The 17,585-nt window shown below is 61.6% G+C and carries 20 protein-coding genes; 14 read left to right on the top strand and 6 right to left on the bottom strand.

Translation table 11 applies throughout. The features are described from left to right. The 12 genes from AC07OH_RS03825 to AC07OH_RS03880 are packed head-to-tail and all read left to right on the top strand — an operon-like array spanning position 1 to position 11,804. Positions 1–3,189: a phage tail tape measure C-terminal domain-containing protein gene (locus AC07OH_RS03825; RefSeq protein WP_495299663.1), complete on the top strand. Its 3,189-nt coding sequence runs from the start codon at positions 1–3 to the stop codon at positions 3,187–3,189. Then, positions 3,186–3,776: a DUF2460 domain-containing protein gene (locus AC07OH_RS03830; RefSeq protein WP_495299664.1), complete on the top strand. Its 591-nt coding sequence runs from the start codon at positions 3,186–3,188 to the stop codon at positions 3,774–3,776. The genes AC07OH_RS03825 and AC07OH_RS03830 overlap by 4 nt, the downstream gene beginning before the upstream one ends. Then, a complete protein-coding gene (locus tag AC07OH_RS03835; protein WP_495299665.1) occupies positions 3,773–4,726 on the top strand; it encodes a phage/gene transfer agent baseplate hub protein in 954 nt (317 codons plus the stop codon). The genes AC07OH_RS03830 and AC07OH_RS03835 overlap by 4 nt, the downstream gene beginning before the upstream one ends. Beyond that, positions 4,723–5,163, top strand: a complete 441-nt coding sequence (locus tag AC07OH_RS03840; protein WP_495299666.1) for an NlpC/P60 family protein — start codon at positions 4,723–4,725, stop codon at positions 5,161–5,163. Before AC07OH_RS03835 ends, AC07OH_RS03840 begins: the two co-directional genes overlap by 4 nt. Then, positions 5,163–7,889: a phage tail protein gene (locus AC07OH_RS03845; protein WP_495299667.1), complete on the top strand. Its 2,727-nt coding sequence runs from the start codon at positions 5,163–5,165 to the stop codon at positions 7,887–7,889. The genes AC07OH_RS03840 and AC07OH_RS03845 overlap by 1 nt, the downstream gene beginning before the upstream one ends. Further along, positions 7,889–8,743, top strand: coding sequence for a DUF2793 domain-containing protein (locus AC07OH_RS03850; RefSeq protein ID WP_495299668.1), 855 nt, complete (start codon positions 7,889–7,891; stop codon positions 8,741–8,743). Before AC07OH_RS03845 ends, AC07OH_RS03850 begins: the two co-directional genes overlap by 1 nt. Next, entirely contained in the window at positions 8,743–9,780 is a 1,038-nt protein-coding gene (locus AC07OH_RS03855; protein WP_495299669.1) for a WD40 repeat domain-containing protein, read from the top strand. Before AC07OH_RS03850 ends, AC07OH_RS03855 begins: the two co-directional genes overlap by 1 nt. After that, positions 9,781–10,071 (top strand): hypothetical protein, encoded by a 291-nt coding sequence (locus tag AC07OH_RS03860; protein ID WP_495299670.1) that lies wholly within the window; start codon positions 9,781–9,783, stop codon positions 10,069–10,071. A gap of 56 nt (positions 10,072–10,127) precedes the next feature. Continuing rightward, positions 10,128–10,472: a hypothetical protein gene (locus AC07OH_RS03865; RefSeq protein WP_495299671.1), complete on the top strand. Its 345-nt coding sequence runs from the start codon at positions 10,128–10,130 to the stop codon at positions 10,470–10,472. Next, positions 10,472–10,774 (top strand): hypothetical protein, encoded by a 303-nt coding sequence (locus tag AC07OH_RS03870; RefSeq protein ID WP_495299672.1) that lies wholly within the window; start codon positions 10,472–10,474, stop codon positions 10,772–10,774. Before AC07OH_RS03865 ends, AC07OH_RS03870 begins: the two co-directional genes overlap by 1 nt. Next, positions 10,774–11,307: a glycoside hydrolase family 19 protein gene (locus AC07OH_RS03875; protein WP_495299673.1), complete on the top strand. Its 534-nt coding sequence runs from the start codon at positions 10,774–10,776 to the stop codon at positions 11,305–11,307. Before AC07OH_RS03870 ends, AC07OH_RS03875 begins: the two co-directional genes overlap by 1 nt. Next, positions 11,304–11,804, top strand: a complete 501-nt coding sequence (locus tag AC07OH_RS03880; protein WP_495299674.1) for a hypothetical protein — start codon at positions 11,304–11,306, stop codon at positions 11,802–11,804. Before AC07OH_RS03875 ends, AC07OH_RS03880 begins: the two co-directional genes overlap by 4 nt. A 458-nt stretch (positions 11,805–12,262) precedes the next feature. On the opposite strand, the gene AC07OH_RS03885 is transcribed toward AC07OH_RS03880, so the two are convergent. From AC07OH_RS03885 to AC07OH_RS03905, 5 genes are all read right to left on the bottom strand, one after another. Then, positions 12,263–13,471 carry a PIN-like domain-containing protein gene (locus AC07OH_RS03885; RefSeq protein WP_495299675.1) on the bottom strand — a complete coding sequence of 403 codons (1,209 nt, stop codon included), beginning with the start codon at positions 13,469–13,471 and terminating at the stop codon, positions 12,263–12,265. Between the two features lie 113 nt (positions 13,472–13,584). Beyond that, the gene (locus AC07OH_RS03890; RefSeq protein WP_495299677.1) at positions 13,585–13,890 is read right to left on the bottom strand and encodes a hypothetical protein; all 306 of its coding nucleotides are present in this window, start codon (positions 13,888–13,890) and stop codon (positions 13,585–13,587) included. Continuing rightward, positions 13,887–14,144, bottom strand: a complete 258-nt coding sequence (locus AC07OH_RS03895; RefSeq protein WP_495299678.1) for a hypothetical protein — start codon at positions 14,142–14,144, stop codon at positions 13,887–13,889. The genes AC07OH_RS03890 and AC07OH_RS03895 overlap by 4 nt, the downstream gene beginning before the upstream one ends. A 5-nt stretch (positions 14,145–14,149) precedes the next feature. Beyond that, the gene (locus AC07OH_RS03900; protein WP_495299679.1) at positions 14,150–14,365 is read right to left on the bottom strand and encodes a hypothetical protein; all 216 of its coding nucleotides are present in this window, start codon (positions 14,363–14,365) and stop codon (positions 14,150–14,152) included. A 324-nt stretch (positions 14,366–14,689) separates the two neighbouring features. Then, entirely contained in the window at positions 14,690–15,103 is a 414-nt protein-coding gene (locus tag AC07OH_RS03905) for a hypothetical protein (protein WP_495299680.1), read from the bottom strand. Between the two features lie 86 nt (positions 15,104–15,189). On the opposite strand from AC07OH_RS03905, the gene AC07OH_RS03910 reads away from it, so the two are divergent. Further along, on the top strand, positions 15,190–15,399 hold the full coding sequence (locus AC07OH_RS03910; RefSeq protein WP_495299681.1) for a hypothetical protein: 210 nt from the start codon (positions 15,190–15,192) through the stop codon (positions 15,397–15,399). 3 nt (positions 15,400–15,402) lie between these two features. Next, positions 15,403–16,110, top strand: a complete 708-nt coding sequence (locus AC07OH_RS03915) for an SOS response-associated peptidase (protein WP_495299682.1) — start codon at positions 15,403–15,405, stop codon at positions 16,108–16,110. Here the strand turns inward: AC07OH_RS03915 and AC07OH_RS03920 are convergent. Continuing rightward, a complete protein-coding gene (locus AC07OH_RS03920; protein ID WP_495299683.1) occupies positions 16,107–17,408 on the bottom strand; it encodes a tyrosine-type recombinase/integrase in 1,302 nt (433 codons plus the stop codon). The two genes, AC07OH_RS03915 and AC07OH_RS03920, sit on opposite strands and share 4 nt — an antisense overlap. Positions 17,409–17,585 lie beyond the last annotated feature (177 nt).

Raw genomic sequence — 17,585 nt, forward strand, 5'->3', positions numbered from 1 at the left:
ATGGACTTTGCAACCCTTGGCATCAAGATCGACAGCAGCCAGGCCAAGAAGGCGTTCGAGGACCTGGAGAAGCTGGAGAGCGCGGGCAGGGGCGCCGAGAAGGCTGTCGAGGACGTCGGCAAGGCCGCGGACAAGGCGGCAGTAGGGCTGGAAAGCGCTGGCAAGGCGACCAAGGAGGCCGCGTCCTCGGTCGACACCTACGCCCGAAAGGTCGATGGCCTTGCAAAGTCGCAAGTTGCTGCCGCTGCTGCTGCCAAGCAGATGGAGCTTTCGACCAAGGGCGTCGCTGCGGCCCAGGCAAGCATCGCCAAGGGCGGCCTCGACTCTGCGGAGATCAAGCGCACCAGCTCGGCAATCGATGAGCAGGTCAAGAAGCTGCAACAGGTCGCCTCGACGCATGGCATGAGCGCCCGGGAGGCGAAGCTCTACGAGTTGGCCGTGCAAGGCGCCTCGAAGGCTCAACTCCAGGCTGCGGACTCTGCGATCCGCATGAACGAGGGCTATGAGCGCGGCATTGCGATCGGGCAGCGCTTGCGCACTGGGCTGATCGCGACCGCAGCGGCAGCGGCGACATTGGCGGCCGGCGCTTTCGTGGCAACGAATCGGATCGCCGACAGCATCGCCAAGTACCAGGACCTTGCCGACAAGACTGGTGAGACCGCGTCGAACATTGCGTCGCTTCAAGCGGCGTCGGATCTTTCGGGCGTGTCGCTCGACACGGTAGCTGCGGCCTCCATTCGCCTGACGGCCGCTCTGTCGAAGACGGACGACGAGTCAAAGCTCGTTGGCAAGGGGATCAAGGCACTGGGCCTGAACTTCGACGAGTTCAAGAAGCTGTCTCCGGCCGAGCAACTTGATGCAGTGGCAAAGTCCTTGGCTGGGTTCAAGGACGGGGCTGAGAAGACGGCCGCTGCGGTCGCGATCTTCGGGAAATCGGGCGCCGAACTCATTCCGTTCCTGAACGACCTGGCCGATGGTGGCGAGCGCCAAATTCGCCTGACCGACGAGCAGATCAAGGCGGCCGACGAGCATTCGAAGGCTCAAGCGCGTCTTCGTACCGAGATCACCCAACTCGCCCAGTCGATCGTCGTCAACACCATTCCTGCTGTCTCGGACCTAACTGGCGCATTCAAGGATGTGATCGCGGAGGTCGTAGGCACGGGGAAAGAGGCGGACCAGCTCGGACGGAACAACAGCATTCGCCAATTTGCCGAGGACGGGGCCATGTTCCTCGCCACGCTCGCCGACTACGCGGTGAAGGTGGGGGAGGCGTTCCGGGCGCTTGGCAAGACCATCGGCGCCGCCGGCGCGGTGCAGTTCTCCCTGGCGAAAGGCGAATTTAAGGAGGCCTTCAATGCCAGCAAGGCGTTCTTCGAAGACACCGGGACCTTCTTCAAGACGCCGAGCCTGGCTGATGCACTCGGCAAACGCTTCGCCGAGCGCCGACAGAACGAAACGCAGCGCAGGCTAGAGGACCGAGGGTTTGACCCGCGGACGCGCATCGATGCGACGGGCCTAAACACCGACCGCGGGGCGAAGGGAAAGCGGGACAACACCGCGGCCCAGGAAGCCAAGGCTCAACTCGCCTTTGACCTGGACGACATTCGCAAGGCGCAGGAAGCGCTGTCGAACACCATTGCCAACGGCGAGAAGCTGCTCGAGGCCCGTCGCTCGGCGAGCCTGATCACCGAGGCCGAGTATTGGAAGCAGAAGCGCGTTTTCCTGCAGCAGAACGAGTCGTCGCAAGAGGCCGCGCTTGAGAAGGAGCTCGCGCGCTTACAGCAGGAGCAGCTGACCGGAAAGGAGAGGATCGACAACGATCGCAAGATCCTTGACGCCCAGGCGAAGCTGGCCAAGGTGCGCGAGAACGCGGCGACGAATCTCCAGGTCCTCGGGATCAAGGAGGCGGACGCCCTAGACAAGATCAAGATCAAGTTCGAGGAAGCGCAGAAGTCGGCACAGCAGTACGTCGACACGATCGCGCGCGCAAACCAACGCGATCTCGACGGGCTGGGCCGCGGCGCCCAGCAACGCGAGATCGGAGCACGGCGCAACCAGCGTGACGACCAGTTGCTCAACCGAAGTGATCAGCTTAGCTCGCAGCTGCGGGCCGGACAGATCACCAAGGAGGAGTTCGACAAGTACCTCGCCATTGAGAAGGCGGCCTATGACAGGGCGCTTGACGAAGACGCCAAGTATTGGCGAAAGAAGCTAGAAATCCAGCAGGATGGTGTCACAGGCGCACTGGAAGGGCTGCAGAACTACATCGACGAAGTCAACAACTCCTATGAGCGTGCAAACAAGCTCGTAGGGGACGGTCTTCGCGGATTCAATGACTCCCTGACTGATGCGCTGTTCGACAGGAATCTCGACTCGGCCAAAGATTTCGGCAAGCGATTCGCCAAGCAGATCATCTCCGGCATCCTGGATCAGCAGATTACAAAGCCGATTGCCGAATGGCTGCAATCCAGCTTGAAGGATGAGAACTCCATATTCGGCAATTTGATTGGCGGGCTCACTGGCACGAAGAAAACCGGCGAGAACTGGCTCGGACTTATCGGGCTTAGTGGAAAGTCTTCTGGCGCCAGCAGCGATCCACTCGGAGACCTGATCAAGTCGAAGGGGTTGATGGGCGATGCGACGGGCTTGTCATCTGCCGCGGCATCGACGGCTGCATTCTCTGCTGCACTTACGGCCGGAACTGCAGCGACTACGGCTGCGCTCGGCACGCTGGCGGCAGCTGCATCCGCTGCGGCTACGGCCATGGGTGGATCGAGCATCGGCGGCAGCCTGAGCGGTCTGGGCGGTCTGTTCTCCGGCAGTGGCGGCGGTGGCAGCGACCCACTCGGCGCGCTGATCGCGCTCAACGGCTGGGACGACGGCGGCTATACGGGCGCCGGGGGCAAGTACGAGCCGGCAGGCATCGTTCACCGCGGCGAGTACGTGGTGAACGCCGAGAACACCCGGCGTCTGGGGCTGTCGTTCCTAGAGCGCCTGAATCGCCGGGGCTATGCCGACGGTGGTTTCGTCGGTTCGGTGATGGGTGGCAGCCTGGCGGCGCCGTCGTCGAGCTCCTCCATTTCGAACACGAACAACATCAACGTAGCGGGCGACATGACGCGCAGCACGGCGAATCAACTCGCCAATCGCCTCGACCGCGACCAGCGTCGCGCCCGGAGACTACTGTGACCTTCATTGACCAAAGACTGAGCAAGAGTGTCGAAGCTGGGTTCACCGGTGGGCCTGAGTGGAAGACTTTGATCGTCCCGATGGCAAGCGGCCGCGAGGCCCGCCGCGGGCAGTGGTCGATGCCTCACTTCAAGTTTTCAGCCGACTATGCCGTCCTCAACCCGCGTGAGCAGAACGACATCCTGGCGGCGTTCATGGCCGCGCGCGGCCAGTTGCACAGCTTTCGGTTCAAGGACTGGAACGACTTCAAGGCGTCCAAGCAAGTTCTTGGCGTGGGAAACGGGACGAGCACCCCCATGCAACTCGTGAAGCACTACGAGTTCGGGCCAAGCTCGTACACGCGCGTCATCGAGTTGCCGATCGCCGCCAGCGTGACGGTGCGGACGAATGGCGTGCCGGTTTCCGTCTATATCGATGAGGACACTGGACTCGTGACTCCGATGTCGGGTTGGCCGAGCGGCCAATCCATCACTGCGGACTTCGAGTTCGATGTGCGAGTCCGATTCGCTGCTGATCACTTCCCTTTCACGCAGCACGCGAAAAGTGTTGGGCATGTGAGCATCGACTTGGTCGAGGTGATGACATGAGGTCGGTGCCATCTCTCCTGCAATCGCACCTCAACAGTGGCGCCACCACCGTCACGGTGCTGATGCGGATTGAGCCTGCCGCGCCGGGTTACGCGGTGGTCGGATGCACGCAGCTTGACCGCGATGTCGTCTACGACGATGGCTCTGGCGAAGTGGTCTATGCGGCCACAACGGCGCTCACCCCATCGAACCTGCAATCCACTGCCAGCATGGGCGTCGACAACGGCGAGTTTCAGCACCTGCTGCCCGAAGGCGACATGGGCATCAGCGAGAAGGAGTTGAACTCGGGCGCCTACGACTACGCGAAGTACAAGCTGTACCTCGTGAACTACGAAGACTTGACCATGGGTCACGTCCTGATCGGCAGCGGGACGCTTGGGCAGATCCGGGTCGAGGATGGCCTCACGTTCTGGACTGAGGCCGCGTCCACGGCGAAGAGCCTGAAAACCCAAGTCACTCAGAAGGGCTCGCGCACCTGTCGGGCCGTCTTCGGAAGCCAGGCGCTCGGCACTGCTGGTGGCGTGGTCACGGAGCGATTTCCTTGTGGCAAAGATTTGGCTGGCCTCTGGCAGGCCTTCGCGGTGCAGGCGGTCGGCATCGATTCGAATCGTATGTTCACGGTGACGAGCTGGGCCGCGCCAGCACGGACCTTCGTGCCCGGAATGCTCCGCTGGACCAGCGGGGCGAACGAGGGGCGCTCCTACGAGGTCGAGGTGCAAGGCGACGCGGGCAACATCGAACTTGCATTCGAGACCATGTTTCCAATCCAGGCCGGCGACGCATTCGAGATCCGTCCGGATTGCACGAAGTGGAAGGATGGCGCCAACGGCTGCAAGTCCCATTTCGGCGACCAGTGGGCCCTTCATTACCGAGGCGAGCCGAACATGAAGCCACAAGACGGAAACACGGTGATTGTTCCCGGCATCGCCATCAGCCAGGGGGTGGAATGAGCGAAGTCATCGAGGCGGCACGCTCATACCTTGGCGTTCCGTTCAAGCATCGCGGCCGAGATCGACGTGGGCTTGACTGTGCGGGACTGGCATGGTGTTCGTTCCGGGATATCGGGCAGGTGATGCCAGACGTGAAGCGATACGGGAGAGAGCCGCACCGCGACGGCTTGATGGAAACCTGCCGCCTAGCGTTTGGGGAGCCGGTGTGGGCGGGCTCAATCGACGAAGTCGTGTCGCGCGAAATGTTGGAAGTCGGTGACGTTCTCGTGATCCGATTCGAGCTGCATCCGCACCACATCGCCATGATTGGCGACGACTCGCTCTATGGGCTTTCGATGATCCATGCCGACGGCTCGCCGGCCGTGCGGCGCGTTGTCGAGCATGGTCTTGATGACCGTTGTCTGCGCATGATTTGCGCCGTGTTCAGGAGCGACTGATGGCCAGGCAGGTACTTCCAATTATTGGTGGGCTGGTCGGCAGCTACTTCGGCTATCCACAACTCGGATTCGTCGTGGGCGGCCTGCTCGGCGGGCTCGCGGATCAGGGTGTCGCCCAAGGGCCAAAGCTCGGTGAACTGGCGATCCAGTCTTTCGACGAAGGCTCGCCGCGGGCGATCATCTACGGCACCAGCCAGTGCTCTGGCTATGTCATGGAAGCCGGCATGCCGATCAAGACCACCGAGGTCGTGACGGGCGACAAGGGGGCGCCCAAGACAGAGAAAGAAGTGGTCTACCGCAACTATGCGATCGCGATCTGCGAGGGGCCTATTGCGGGCGTCCTGCGAGTGTGGTCCGACGACAAGCTGGTCTTCGACGTTCGCCCGGGCTCACTGATGCTCGCGGAGTCCTACGAGTGGGCCAAGAAGAAGACCTTCTACCTCGGCGGTGAAGAGCAGTTGCCCGACATCTTCCTCGGGGTGAATGTCTCGGGTGTCACTGAAACCCCAGCGTTTCGAGGCACGGCCTACATGTTCGCGCTACTCGATGACCTGACGGATCGGCGCGGCTCAATTCCCCAGTTCCGGTTCGAGGTCACCGAGACGGTGATCAGTACACCGTTGGAGCAGATTCCAAGCACTGAAGGATTTATCAACGGGTACTACGACCCGCTCTGGTTCGACTGGCAGACGGTTTTTGAGATGAGTACCACTGTGCCATTTCCAGACGCTCGGGTCGGGCTTTTCAAGTTAGAAATAAGAAAATCGCTTGCCGAAGCCCAGGTTGTCACGGACTTCACCGTCGCGTTCGGATCAGGGGAGGAGTTCCACGGAAGGATCATCGGCAACGGCACGTATCTCGTGGAGGTGCTTTCGATGAATCAGCTCATTCGAGTGGATGTGCACATCGAAAAGCTGGAAGGCGTGGAGACACCGATTGAGTATGACTCCAAGTTCTTCTACCCCGTTCCAAACGATCTTGATCCTGCGTACACGGCCTACTATGGCGGCGGCACCCCTCCGAGTCTCATCTATCCAGGCGACAGATATTTCGGTGTGCTCTACGACCCGGTGAGCGGAATCTTCGGGGTGGATTGGGGGCCAGCATTTCTTTTCGAGGAAGGAGGCCCGACCACACTCCAATCGATCGTGTCTGACTTGCACGCGCGCGTGGGCCTCGGCGCGTCCGACTTTGACGTCTCCGAGCTCACGAACAGCGTTGCCGGCCTGACCCTCTCCGGCGACTACAGCGCGGCCAGTGCAATCGATGTATTGCGTTCCTGTTACTTCTTTGATAAGTGCGAGCCGGGCGACAAGATACGTTACCCCAAGCGCGGCAAGCCGGTCGCGCTCACGCTGTCAATTGATGACCTCGTGGAGTTGCCAGACCTTGCACGTCGCGAGCAGGTCAGCGAGGTCCCGAAGAAAATCCATCTGCACTACTCGAATGCGCTGGCCGGCTATGCGCCGATCAAGGCCACGTACATGCGGTCGAGCCAGGACGATCAGAGCACGGTGGAAAGCACAGTGCAAGTGCCGGTCGTGCTCGATGTCGATGAAGCCGCGCGGATGGTGGAGAAGATGTTCAAGGTGACCGCGACCGATGCGCAGGGCGAGATCACGATCAGCGTGCCGGACAGCTTCATCCGCCTGGTCGCATCGGACTGCATCGGGCTCAACCTGCGCGGCCAGGTTCGCAGGCTGCGAATCGACGAGGTCAACTGGGCCGATGGCGTCATGAATCTGACTTGCCGCGTTGACAGGCAAAGCGCCTACACCTCGGTGCTGACGGGCATCCCCGTTGACCCGCCAGTGTTGCCGCCTTCAACCATCGTCGGCGACACCGTCTTTGCTGTGCTGGACATTCCCGCGCGCATCGATAGCGAGGACGACCTGAACTACTTGGTGGCGGGATCGGGAACGAAGCCGGCTTGGGCCGGTTGGGCCTACCAGCGCAGCACGGACGGCGGGGCGAACTACACCACGGTCAGCCGCATTGAGCAGTCGACGGTGATGGGGCGGCTTGTTGATCCGGTGCCATCGGCATCCGAGCATTTCACGGACACGACGAACGTTGTGCGAGTGCGGATGATCCGCCCGGGCCATGTGCTCGAGAGCCTGACCGAGCAGCAGTTTCTGAGCGAGCAGGGCGCCTTCGCGCTGCAACTGGTGGATGGTTCGTGGGAAATTCTGCAATACCTCGATGTCGACGACGAGGGTGACGGTGTCTATGCGCTTCGCTCCCTCCATCGCGGTCTGCTGAACACCGCGCCAGGGGAGCACGTTGCTGGCGCTTTGTTCGTTCGACTGGACAGGGCCACCCACATCGCCGCGCAAGCCTCCTGGCTGGGCGCCGATCTGACGCACCGCGGGGTGTCGTTCGGAAATTCGCCGGAAGGGGCTGCAGAGTTCGCGAAGGGCTTCCAAGGTCGATCGCAGATCGAGTGGCCCGTCGCATACCTCACTGTGAGCCGCGATGCTTCAAATGTGCTGACCGGTTCATGGACGCCGTGCCATCGATTCGGATCGGACGACGGCCCAGTGGCTTCGATAAATTTTCAGGGGTATCGAGTGAGCATCACCGACGGCAGCGCGAGCGCGACTTTCGACCGTGTGACGCCCGACTTCACCTACGACGCTTCGTCTATGACTGCACCGGTGACCGTCAGCGTCTCGGCGGTAAACCGAATCACGGGCGCAGGCCCAGCAACGACTGAAAGCATCTGATGGCAAGCACCCCGATCCTTCCCTTTGCCGTTTGGCAGTCTGGCACCAACCAAAATAGCATCCCGGCGAACGACAACGCGCTGCGCGCTGAGATCCTGCAGCGCAACGTCAACAACGCCACGACCGCGCAGCCCGGTAGTCCGACCGATGGCGACACATACATCATCCAGAGCACCCACACAGGGGCGCAGTGGTCCACGTTCACTCCGAAAGATCTAGCCATCTACAAAGGCGGGACATGGAAGGCGTTCGCCCCAGTGGAGGGCGTGAAGATCACTGTCGGCGGCGCGGTCTACGTCTACACGTCTGGCGCGTGGACGGCTGCGGGTGGCGGCGGTGGAGGCTCCATGACCAACCCTATGACCGCTGTCGCCGACCTTGTCGTGGGCGGAACGGTCACGGGCGGTGTGGCGGCCCCGACTCGCCTCGAAAAAGGCTCGGCTCTGCAAGATCTGCGCGTCAACGCGGCCGGCACTGCGCTGGAGTGGGCAACGCGGACCGTCGCAATCCCGATTGCGTGCAGCGATGAAACGACGGCGCTGTCGGCGGGCACCGCGAAGGTGACCTTTCGCATGCCCTTTGCGATGACGCTCACGGCTGTGCGTGCGTCGCTCACGACCGCGCAAGCCGGCGGCAGCATCTTCACGGTGGACATCAACGAGGGTGGCGCGACGATCCTCTCTACCAAGCTGACCATCGACAACACCGAGAAGACCAGCACCACGGCTGCGACTTCACCTGTCATCAGCGATGCGGCCTTGGCCGACGATGCCGAGATCACGATCGACCTTGACCAGATCGGCGACGGCACCGCCAAGGGCCTCAAGGTCTATCTCATTGGGGCGCCTGCGTAATGCTGCTCAACCCCTATCGATTCGGACCTCCGACAACGAGCAGCTACTCGCTCGCTGTCGCGCACTTCACGTCGCCCTACGTCTCTGTTTACCCATTTACCACGGGCGTCGGGTTTGGCGCGAAGTTCGCGGACCCGTCGACGCTGCCGACAGGCAACGCCTATGGAGTGAAGTTCTCTCCTGACGGCGCCAGCATCGCGGTGGGACACGATGTGACGCCCTATGTTTCCGCTTACCATTGGTCATCTTCTGGCTTCGGGACAAAATTCGCAAACCCCGTCGCATCTGTCGGCGGTTACTCGGCTGCGCTCGCTTTCTCACCTAGCGGAGGCGACATTGCAATCGCGTATATAAACTCGCCCCGGATAGCTGTCTATCCGTGGAATGGTGGCACGGGATTCGGATCAAGGCGAACAGACCCTGGAACTTACCCCGCCGGCAATGGCCAGGGCGTGGCTTTCTCTCCCGCCGGAAACGCACTTGTCGTTGGACATGCCACGACTCCCTACATCACAGCTTATTCATGGTCGACGGGATTCGGCTCTAAGTATTCCGATCCGGGGACGTTGCCAACAGGCGGCGGATGGGGTGTGGCCTTCTCTCCCGACGGCACGCGACTGGCGGTCGCACACGACACCTCTCCCTATATCTCGGTCTACCCATGGTCGCAGGTCACTGGCTTTGGCACGAAGATCGCTAACCCGTCAACGCTGCCCACTGGCAACGGCCGCGGAGTGGCGTTCTCTCCTGATGGAAGTTCTATCGCGATTGGATTCGCCGCTTCTCCCTATGTCTCGGTCTATCCCTGGTCGGGATCAGGCTTCGGCACGAAGTACTCCGACCCCACGGCCCTGCCAGCGGCAGTGGTGACTAGCGTTGCCTTTTCTCCTGACGGCCTAAGTATTGCCGTCTCACCCGTCAGTTCTCCCAACGTCATCGTCTACCCATGGTCTGGGTCCGGCTTCGGCGCCAAATATTCTGATCCTGCAACACTGCCAACAGGGGCCGGCACCGGCGTCGCCTGGGGAACCATCTAAATGAACATTGAAGAAGCCATCGCATCGGCCGTCGCTCAACGCGAAGAAGAAGTCGCGGGCTACCAATTCAACATCACCAACTTCGAGATGATGCTGGCGCGCCTGCCCGCGCGGTGGGACGACGCTGCCATTGCGCTGCGCGAGCGAGAGATCGTCTCGCAAGATGAGGCGCTTTTGCTGGGCCGCCACAAGTTGCGCGACGACATCCAGCAGAGGCTCGTCGCCGAGAAGGTGCAGATGCAGACCGCACAGCTCGTGCTCGATGTGCTGCTCGAGCGTCGAGGCCAGTAGATGGCACCACTCCCACAACCCGCTTCGGCGGGTTTTTTTATTCCTGAAAGGACTTCATGCCTGAGCCCACCACTACCGCCGGCGTGATCGTCGGCGCCATCTCGATGATGACTCTCGCGCTGCTGGGCGTGGACTACTACTCACTGCTCTGGGCGCTGGTGGGGGCGCTGCTCGCGCTTTACCAGTCCGAGTCGATGGGCAAGGTCCGCACGGTGATCTTCATCCTGCTGTCCACGCTGATCGGCGCCGCGTGCGGTACGGGTGCGCTCGCCTTCGTCAGTAGTGAATCGCGCCCGCTGCTGATCATCGCAAGCCTGGTGTCCGGCTACGGCGCGCAGATCGTCGTGACCGCGCTGCTCAACGCAGGGGTCAAGCGCATCGAGAAGCTGGGAGGTCAATGATGGAAACGATCCTTCGCCTGGCGGGCCTGTCCGGCTGCGTGCTGGTGCTGGCCGGCTGCATCTGCCGCATCGGCCTCATGCAGCGCAAGCGCAATCGCTTCATCTGGTGGCTGGTCTACGCACTCATGGCGGTGTATGCGGGCGGCGTGCTGCTCGACCTGGTCATGGATCGTCGCGTCGACTGGTACGAGATCGCCGGCATCGGCGGGATCGTGCTGCAGCTGGAGGCGACGCGGCGTGCGTGGCGCAACGGGGCGCCCCCTGAAACCCGCACAGACCATTCACCCCTCGGAGGCAAATGATGGACGCAAAGACCCTTGTGCGCTGCACGGGCGCGCGGATCGACCGTGCCCAGCGTTTCGCTGAGCCGCTCTCGGCCGCAATGGCGGAGTTCGGCATCGGCACGGCGGGGCGCCAAGCGGCATTCCTCGCGAATGTCGGCCACGAGTCGGGCGGCCTGCACTGGGTCGTGGAGCTGTGGGGCCCGACCATCGCCCAGCAGCGCTATGAGGGCCGGCGCGACATCGGCAACACGCAGCCGGGCGATGGCTTCCGATTCCGTGGCCGCGGCCTGCTGCAGACCACTGGCCGGGCGAACTACGCCGCGCTGAGCAAGGCGCTCGGCGTGGACTACGTCGCCGACCCAGACCGCCTGGCGCAGCCCATCGACGCTGCGCGCAGCGCGGGGTACTTCTGGCAATCGAAGGGCCTGAGCGCATTCGCCGATGCGGGCGACTTCCTGACGGTGGTGAAGCGCATCAACGGGGGCTTCAACGGCCTGAGCGAGAGGCAGATGCTCTGGGCTGATGCCAAGGCTGCACTGGGGCTCAAATGATCGGGCTTCTCGACCTCAAGACCCCGCTGCTGTGGGTGCTCGGCCTGGGGCTCGTGGCCGCGCTGGCCACGGCCGGCATCGAGCGCACGCGCGCGGCGGGCGCACGGGCCGATGCTGCCACGGCGCGCAAGGATCTCGCCAACTACAAGTTCTCGATCTCCGAGACCTCCCGCATCCTGCAGGCCGCCAACGACCGCAAGGCTGCAGACAACTACGCCCGACAACTGGAGGCACTGAATGCCGCTCGCACCCGTGAAACCCTGGCAGCTCGCACTGCTGACGATCTGCGCCTTGAGCGCGACAGGCTGCTCGACGTCGTCCGTATCGCCACCCGTCGCGATCGCGTGCCCGGCGCCGCCGCCACCGCCCAAGCTCAGCCGGCCCATCCCCTTGCAGACGTATTCGGCCAGTGCACGGCTGAAGTTCAAGAGCTGGTCCGAGCAGCTGACGACCACGCCTCCGACGTCCAAACCCTGAACGACAGCTGGCCGCGCTGACCTGCCAGCGCCTGCCACGCCCCCGCTCTGGCTCCGGCCGGGCCGGGGCGGGGCGGGGCGGGGCGGGGCGGGGGATTTTGTCATTTGGGGCGCCCAAGAAAAAGCCCGCACGAAGGCGGGCAAGGCGATCCCCGGAGGAGGGAGGATAGAGAGATGGGAATCGCGAAGTAAGTCTAACGTATTAATGTCTCCAGGGCGAGGCCCATGAAAAACCGTCTCGAGGGCGGCTGTGCGAGGCCGACTCATTGTTGAAGGGCGAGACAACGAAGTGCAGCTTTTGCATCAAACAGTGAAGAACGTTCGCGCGTTGCTCGTGGGGCCGTAGACTCGTCGCCAAAGATCCTAGGGCTTTCAACCTCTGTGGCGCGCGGCACTGCCGGGGAAAGTTGTTGCGCCTTCGGCCAGGATCATGTTGATCGGCGACACTGCAGCAGAATCGAAGCAGCAGGGCAGATGAATTAGCGACTCCTCGTGGCCTGCCACCACAAGTTTGGGTCTCGCTGGGAATCCCCGTCTCCGTGAATTAATAGCTCTTGAGCTGCATTGATTAGGAGTCCCCAGCCTCCCGTAGTGAGTTCGCTGTCACGAGAGATTGAATTAATCCCTCTGAGGCCAATCAAGGCGCCGGGATCCATGGACGACGCCAGTTTGCTGAACTCTTCAGCAACCTCTTCAAATTTCCAATTCAGCACATTTTTCGGACCAATAGTAAAAGCAATTTCCTTTAATATGGCCATCCTGCCCGGCGATACACCCCAATTTTCTGTTCGTGGAACATCTGGCGGAAAGAGTGTCGTCACGGGTTTTTCGGACGCAATCGATCTTACTTCGCTTATGTTGTCTGCTGTGACATCTATGTGTGTGATATGAGACGTCTTTTCTAGGAATTGGTCGACGGTATACATCCAAAAAGGCTGGTTGGACAGCGCTCTAAACTCATTAACCAATTCTGGCTGTGGGCCTATTCGTTGTCCTGATTGCTCTAGCCACCAGTCCTCTTTCTTGTCATCCGTCACAAGGATCATTGGAAGCTTGCACGACTGTGCTCTTGCTATTACCTGTTTCCAAATGAAGAGGTCTCCAAACTTTTTGTTGATGTCGCCGTCTGGCTCTTTATCTTTGTCTTTCCATCCAGGGGGGGTTTGAGACTTGTTGCGGCGCTCTCCTTCATTTCTGATTTCTGCCGCGCGATTGTCATCAAACGGCTCACCCGTGCAGTCTGAAAATAGGTCTTGAATAATTTTCAAGTGTGGATCGTCGGTGATTCTCTGGCTGATTTCTGATTTTTTATTTTCAAGCTGAGCGACGATTTTTGGCTTTAGCTGAAGAAATTGATCAAGAACTTCGCCTTCCAAGTAGGGGTGTCTACTTGTGTTGGTGAGTGCGTCTGAAATCTTGTTGAAATCTAGAGTTGCATTTGCATATGCTTTTGCTTGAAGGGCCGTAACGCCATGTCTGTTTCGCAAGAATTCTTTTGCGGCTTGGTGGGGGAGGAAAATTCTTCCCTTAAAAGATGTCAATGCTTGCTCTAGCTTCCCTCGGGTGGCATCTGAATATCTATAAATATTCAGTAAGACATTTGCGTCGAACGCAAAAATGCATTTCCCCAATATGGAATCAAATTCCTCGTTGGTCGGATGAAAGTAGCCTGGGAAGATGTTCTTCATATACGCTTAGTGCCGTGTGGACTCGAGCTTGCGATACTGGGTTTCAACTACAAGTGGTGGAAACCTTCGGGTCGACGGAGGTTTCTGCTGCAAGGGACGGGGTCGATCGTGTCTCAAGTGAGTTCGGGTATTTCGGCGCCGTACCGGGCCGCCACGATAGCCCGGCCGACGGCCATGCGCGGGTTCGGTCCTTCCTGCCACGGGCCTCGGCCTTCCGGCAGGCGACCGCCGGGCCGGCCCACGACGATAGAGCACCACTGGTGCCCCTTTCCGGGCATCGGCGCTACGTGGATTGCCTCGCGCTCGAGCAGCTGATCGAAGCCTGGCCAAGAGGTGGTGTACGCCGTGCCCGGCTCGTCGCCCAGGGCCTTGGCGATCCAGGCGTGCAGGGCGGCGCCGGCCAGCTCCGAGGTCTTCATTCCTCGGTTGAGACGAGCGACACCTCGGTGCCGTCGGCGGCGATCATGACGCCCGGCGTGCTGTCGGATACTTCCACGCGCACGCCCATGTGCTCGAACCCGTCGATGTTGGGCCCGCCGATGCCCTTCTTGCGCGTCTCCACGTAAACCGTGTGCTGCTCAGGCGTGAGGATGAATTTTTGGGGGTAGGCGTTGCCGTTCGCGCGCCAGTGCGCGATCAGCTTTTCGGTCATTGGGAGGTAGAGGCTTTGCATGGTGATCAGCCCCTCAGGACTTCGACAGGGCCGACGCCGTCGTAGACCGTCTCTCCGGTCTTCAGGTTGGTCACGGTCCAGCGCACGCCGGCCGCGCCCGGCGTGACCTTGTAGTCACCAAGGGAGAGGGGAAGAGGGTGGTCATCGCGCGCGACGCCGTCGTACCAGACGGGTGTGCGCAGGATCGTGGTCGGGGCGGGGAAAAAGTCGGTCTGGCTCATGGTCAGATTGTCGCGGTGATGGCGGATCGCCTCGCAACTTGTCCTGCTCCTTCATGCGCGCTTCATAGTCTCGAAGATGCCTGCCGATGGCTTCCGCCGTGTTGTTGGAGCCGTTGTGTCCCCGTGGCCAATCTGCCACTGCCGTGCGGATTTCGTCCTCCGTGTCTGGAAGCGTCTGGACCTCTCGCGTGCTCAAGATCGGCGTCGCGCCCGGATGGCGTCTTGCCGCCTGCTCCATCGTCAGTTTGAAGCTCGATGGGTGCGACTTCTTGCGCCAGATGTCGGGCGGCAGCATGAAGGTGAAGTACTCGACGTCTTTCACGGTCAGAACGGCAGGGGTCCATAGACTGCGCGGAGGTGGTGGCCGGCCGTGGCGCGAGCGGGATCTCCGTAGCCGTCGCCGACCTTCGCGCACAGCCCCACGATGTCGTAGGCGTAGTCGAGCATTCGCTGATCGAGCTTGTCGCCTTGCTTGATCAGGCCCTTCTCGGCGGCGAGGGCCGTGAAGATGTTGACCGGGTCGCGCACCCAGTTGAGGTGGCGCTCTCCAGCTTCCTTGTGGTGGCGGCGAGCGTACTTCGCTGGATCGGTCTTGCCATGCACAGGGAATGCTGCCTGGCCATCTTCGAACAGCTGCTCGTGGTCGGCCTTTCCGTCGGAAATGGCGAACCACTCTTTGATGAAGGCGGCGATCCACTGCTCCTCGGTGAAGGTGGTTGCGGAGGGAAGCTTGGGCATTTCGATCTCCAAAATACTGTATGGATAAACAGTATCTTCCTGCCCATGGCGCGCCGTCAACTGGTCCCCGAGTGCAAAATGTGGACATGAGCCACCTACGCCAAATCGCCCTCACGGTCGACGAGCAGGACCCAGGCCACTACTACTGGGTGCTGATCGAATCGAGGGACGACGCCAGGATTTACGGGGAGCTGAAGGCTTCAGACGAGCCGTTCGGCACCTATATGGAAGCCTTCGATGCTGGCGTCCAGGAGCTGCGGCGCATGGTCAACTGGCGCGACGGCCTGAGGGGGTGAGCGATGTGTACTCGTTACGTCTCCCCCGAAGAGCGTGAGATAGAGGCCTTCTGGAAGATCGATCGCACGACCAACCAGCGCAAGGACTGGGAGGCGCTGCTGACGGTGTTCCCGCTCTCGCCGGCCATGTTCATCCGCCGCGCCGACGCGGTCGACTACGCGCGCGAGCTGGTGACCGGGCAGTGGGGAATGATTCCACCCTGGTCGACTTCGAACGTCCCGGCGACGAAGCCGAAGAAGGGCGAGGAGAAGGGCAAGCGCCTGAGCACCGTCAACGCGCGCACCGAGGGCATGGAAAGGTCGCCGACCTACAAGAACGCCTGGGCCCGCGGCAAGCGCTGCATCATCCCGGCCGCCAGCTACGACGAGCCGAACTGGGAGACGGGCAAGAACGTCTGGTGGCGCTTCCGCCGTGCCGACGGGGCGCCTTGGGGCTTGGCTGGCCTGTGGGACGCCTGGACCGACCTGAAGACGGGCGAGGTCTGGGAGAGCTACACCATGCTGACGATGAACGCCGACGGCCACCCGCTCATGGGCCGCATGCACAAGCCCGATCCGAGGCTTCCGGCCGACCAGCAGGACAAGCGCACGGTAATCCCGCTCGAGGTGCGCGACTTCGACCGCTGGTTGACCTGCACAGTCGAAGAGGCGAGGAAGATGCTGAAGGTGCCGCCGGTCGAGTTGTTCGACGCCGGGCCGGTGCCAGCTTAGGCGCTCTTCGCCCGCGCCTCGCGCGCCAGCTTCTCCAAGTGCTTCGATAGGACCGTCAGCCAGCGGCGGCGCTCGACGTCGTAGGTGTGAGAGTTGTACGTGACCTCGATCACCGAGGGCATGTGGCCCAGCAGGGCCTCGCCGATTTCCTTCGGGCAACCCAAGGCCGCCAGCATTGTCCGGCTCGTGCGGCGCAGGTTGTGCGGCGTCCAGTGGGTGACTGGGAGAACAAGCCCTTCGCTTGCGCGCCGGCGGACCTTTTCCGAATACGGTTGCAGCCCGTAGATGTAGGTCGAGAAGTCGTGCTGCGTGTACTGCTCGCCACGAGCATCCTCGAACAGCCAGCCGGACTTTCCGACGTTCGCCAGCCGGCGCTGCACGATCTTCAGCGCGCGGCCGACCAGCGGCACCCGCAGGTCGACAGCATCGGCGAATCGCTCGTTCTTCGTCATCTCCCGCGGCACCGTCCACCACCAGCCGTCTTGTTCGTCGGTGATGTACTCAGGCCGCATGGATAGGATCTCGGAGCCGCGGGTACAAGTCCAGAGGTAGACCTGAAGCGTGTCCTGGCCAAGCTCGTGCATGTTCGGGAGCCAGGCCAATAGGTCGCCAACTTGTTCGCCCTGGAGCAGGGGGCGCTGTTGGCCCTGATGCTCGCCGCCGATGATCTTTCCCTTGCTTTTCAGCTTGCCCTTTTGAACCATGAGCCACCAGTTCGGTGTGTCCTGGTCGAGGCGGCCTGCGTCGAGAGCTCGGGCCCACGCGGCCCCGAGCATTGAGCGTAGCTTTTGGGCTGCGGTCGGCGTAGCTTTTCTGGATTCGAGGATGTCGAAGCAGGTCGAACGGCTGACAGAGGCGGCTGCCGAATCTGCGAAATCTGGCTCTTCGTCCATCAGCCGCTCCAGCGCGCGGCGCGCGGCTGTGGCGCCAGCTTCGTCTCGTTCCTGCAGGATGTGGCCGGTGATGTAGTCGGCGACCACCTTGCGCACCGTGAGCACTTCCGTCGTCGGAGCCGGCGAAGCCACTGCTTTGCGCTTTCGGCGCTGGTGCTCTTTCGGGTCTATTCCTTCGGCGCGCAGCTTGCGCAGTGCATCCCAGGCCGCGGCCGCCTCGGGCGCCTTCATGGATGGATACGCGCCGATGGACGTCTGCTTCATCAGTCCGCTGGCTGGCGACTTGTAGCGATAGGTCCACGTCTGCTTCGATGCCGACGCCACGAGGCGCAGCCCCTCGCAGCCATCAACCACAAGGTGTTCGCCAGGCTTGAGCAGCTTGGCGGCGCGGACGTCGAAGAACATGGACCTATACTCCCGGCTGTCGTCGTGGCGCAGAAGTGCCCACGGCGCGTAGGCCAAGCGAAGTTTCCTCAGAAACCTACGCCAAAACCTACGCTAAGGCGCGAAGTGTAAAGGGGTGAGGCGGGGTGAATTTGGGAATCCCCGCCGATGCCGAAAGGCAATATTTCCTCTGTAAAT

This window comes from Variovorax sp. GW821-FHT10C12 (assembly GCF_059415405.1).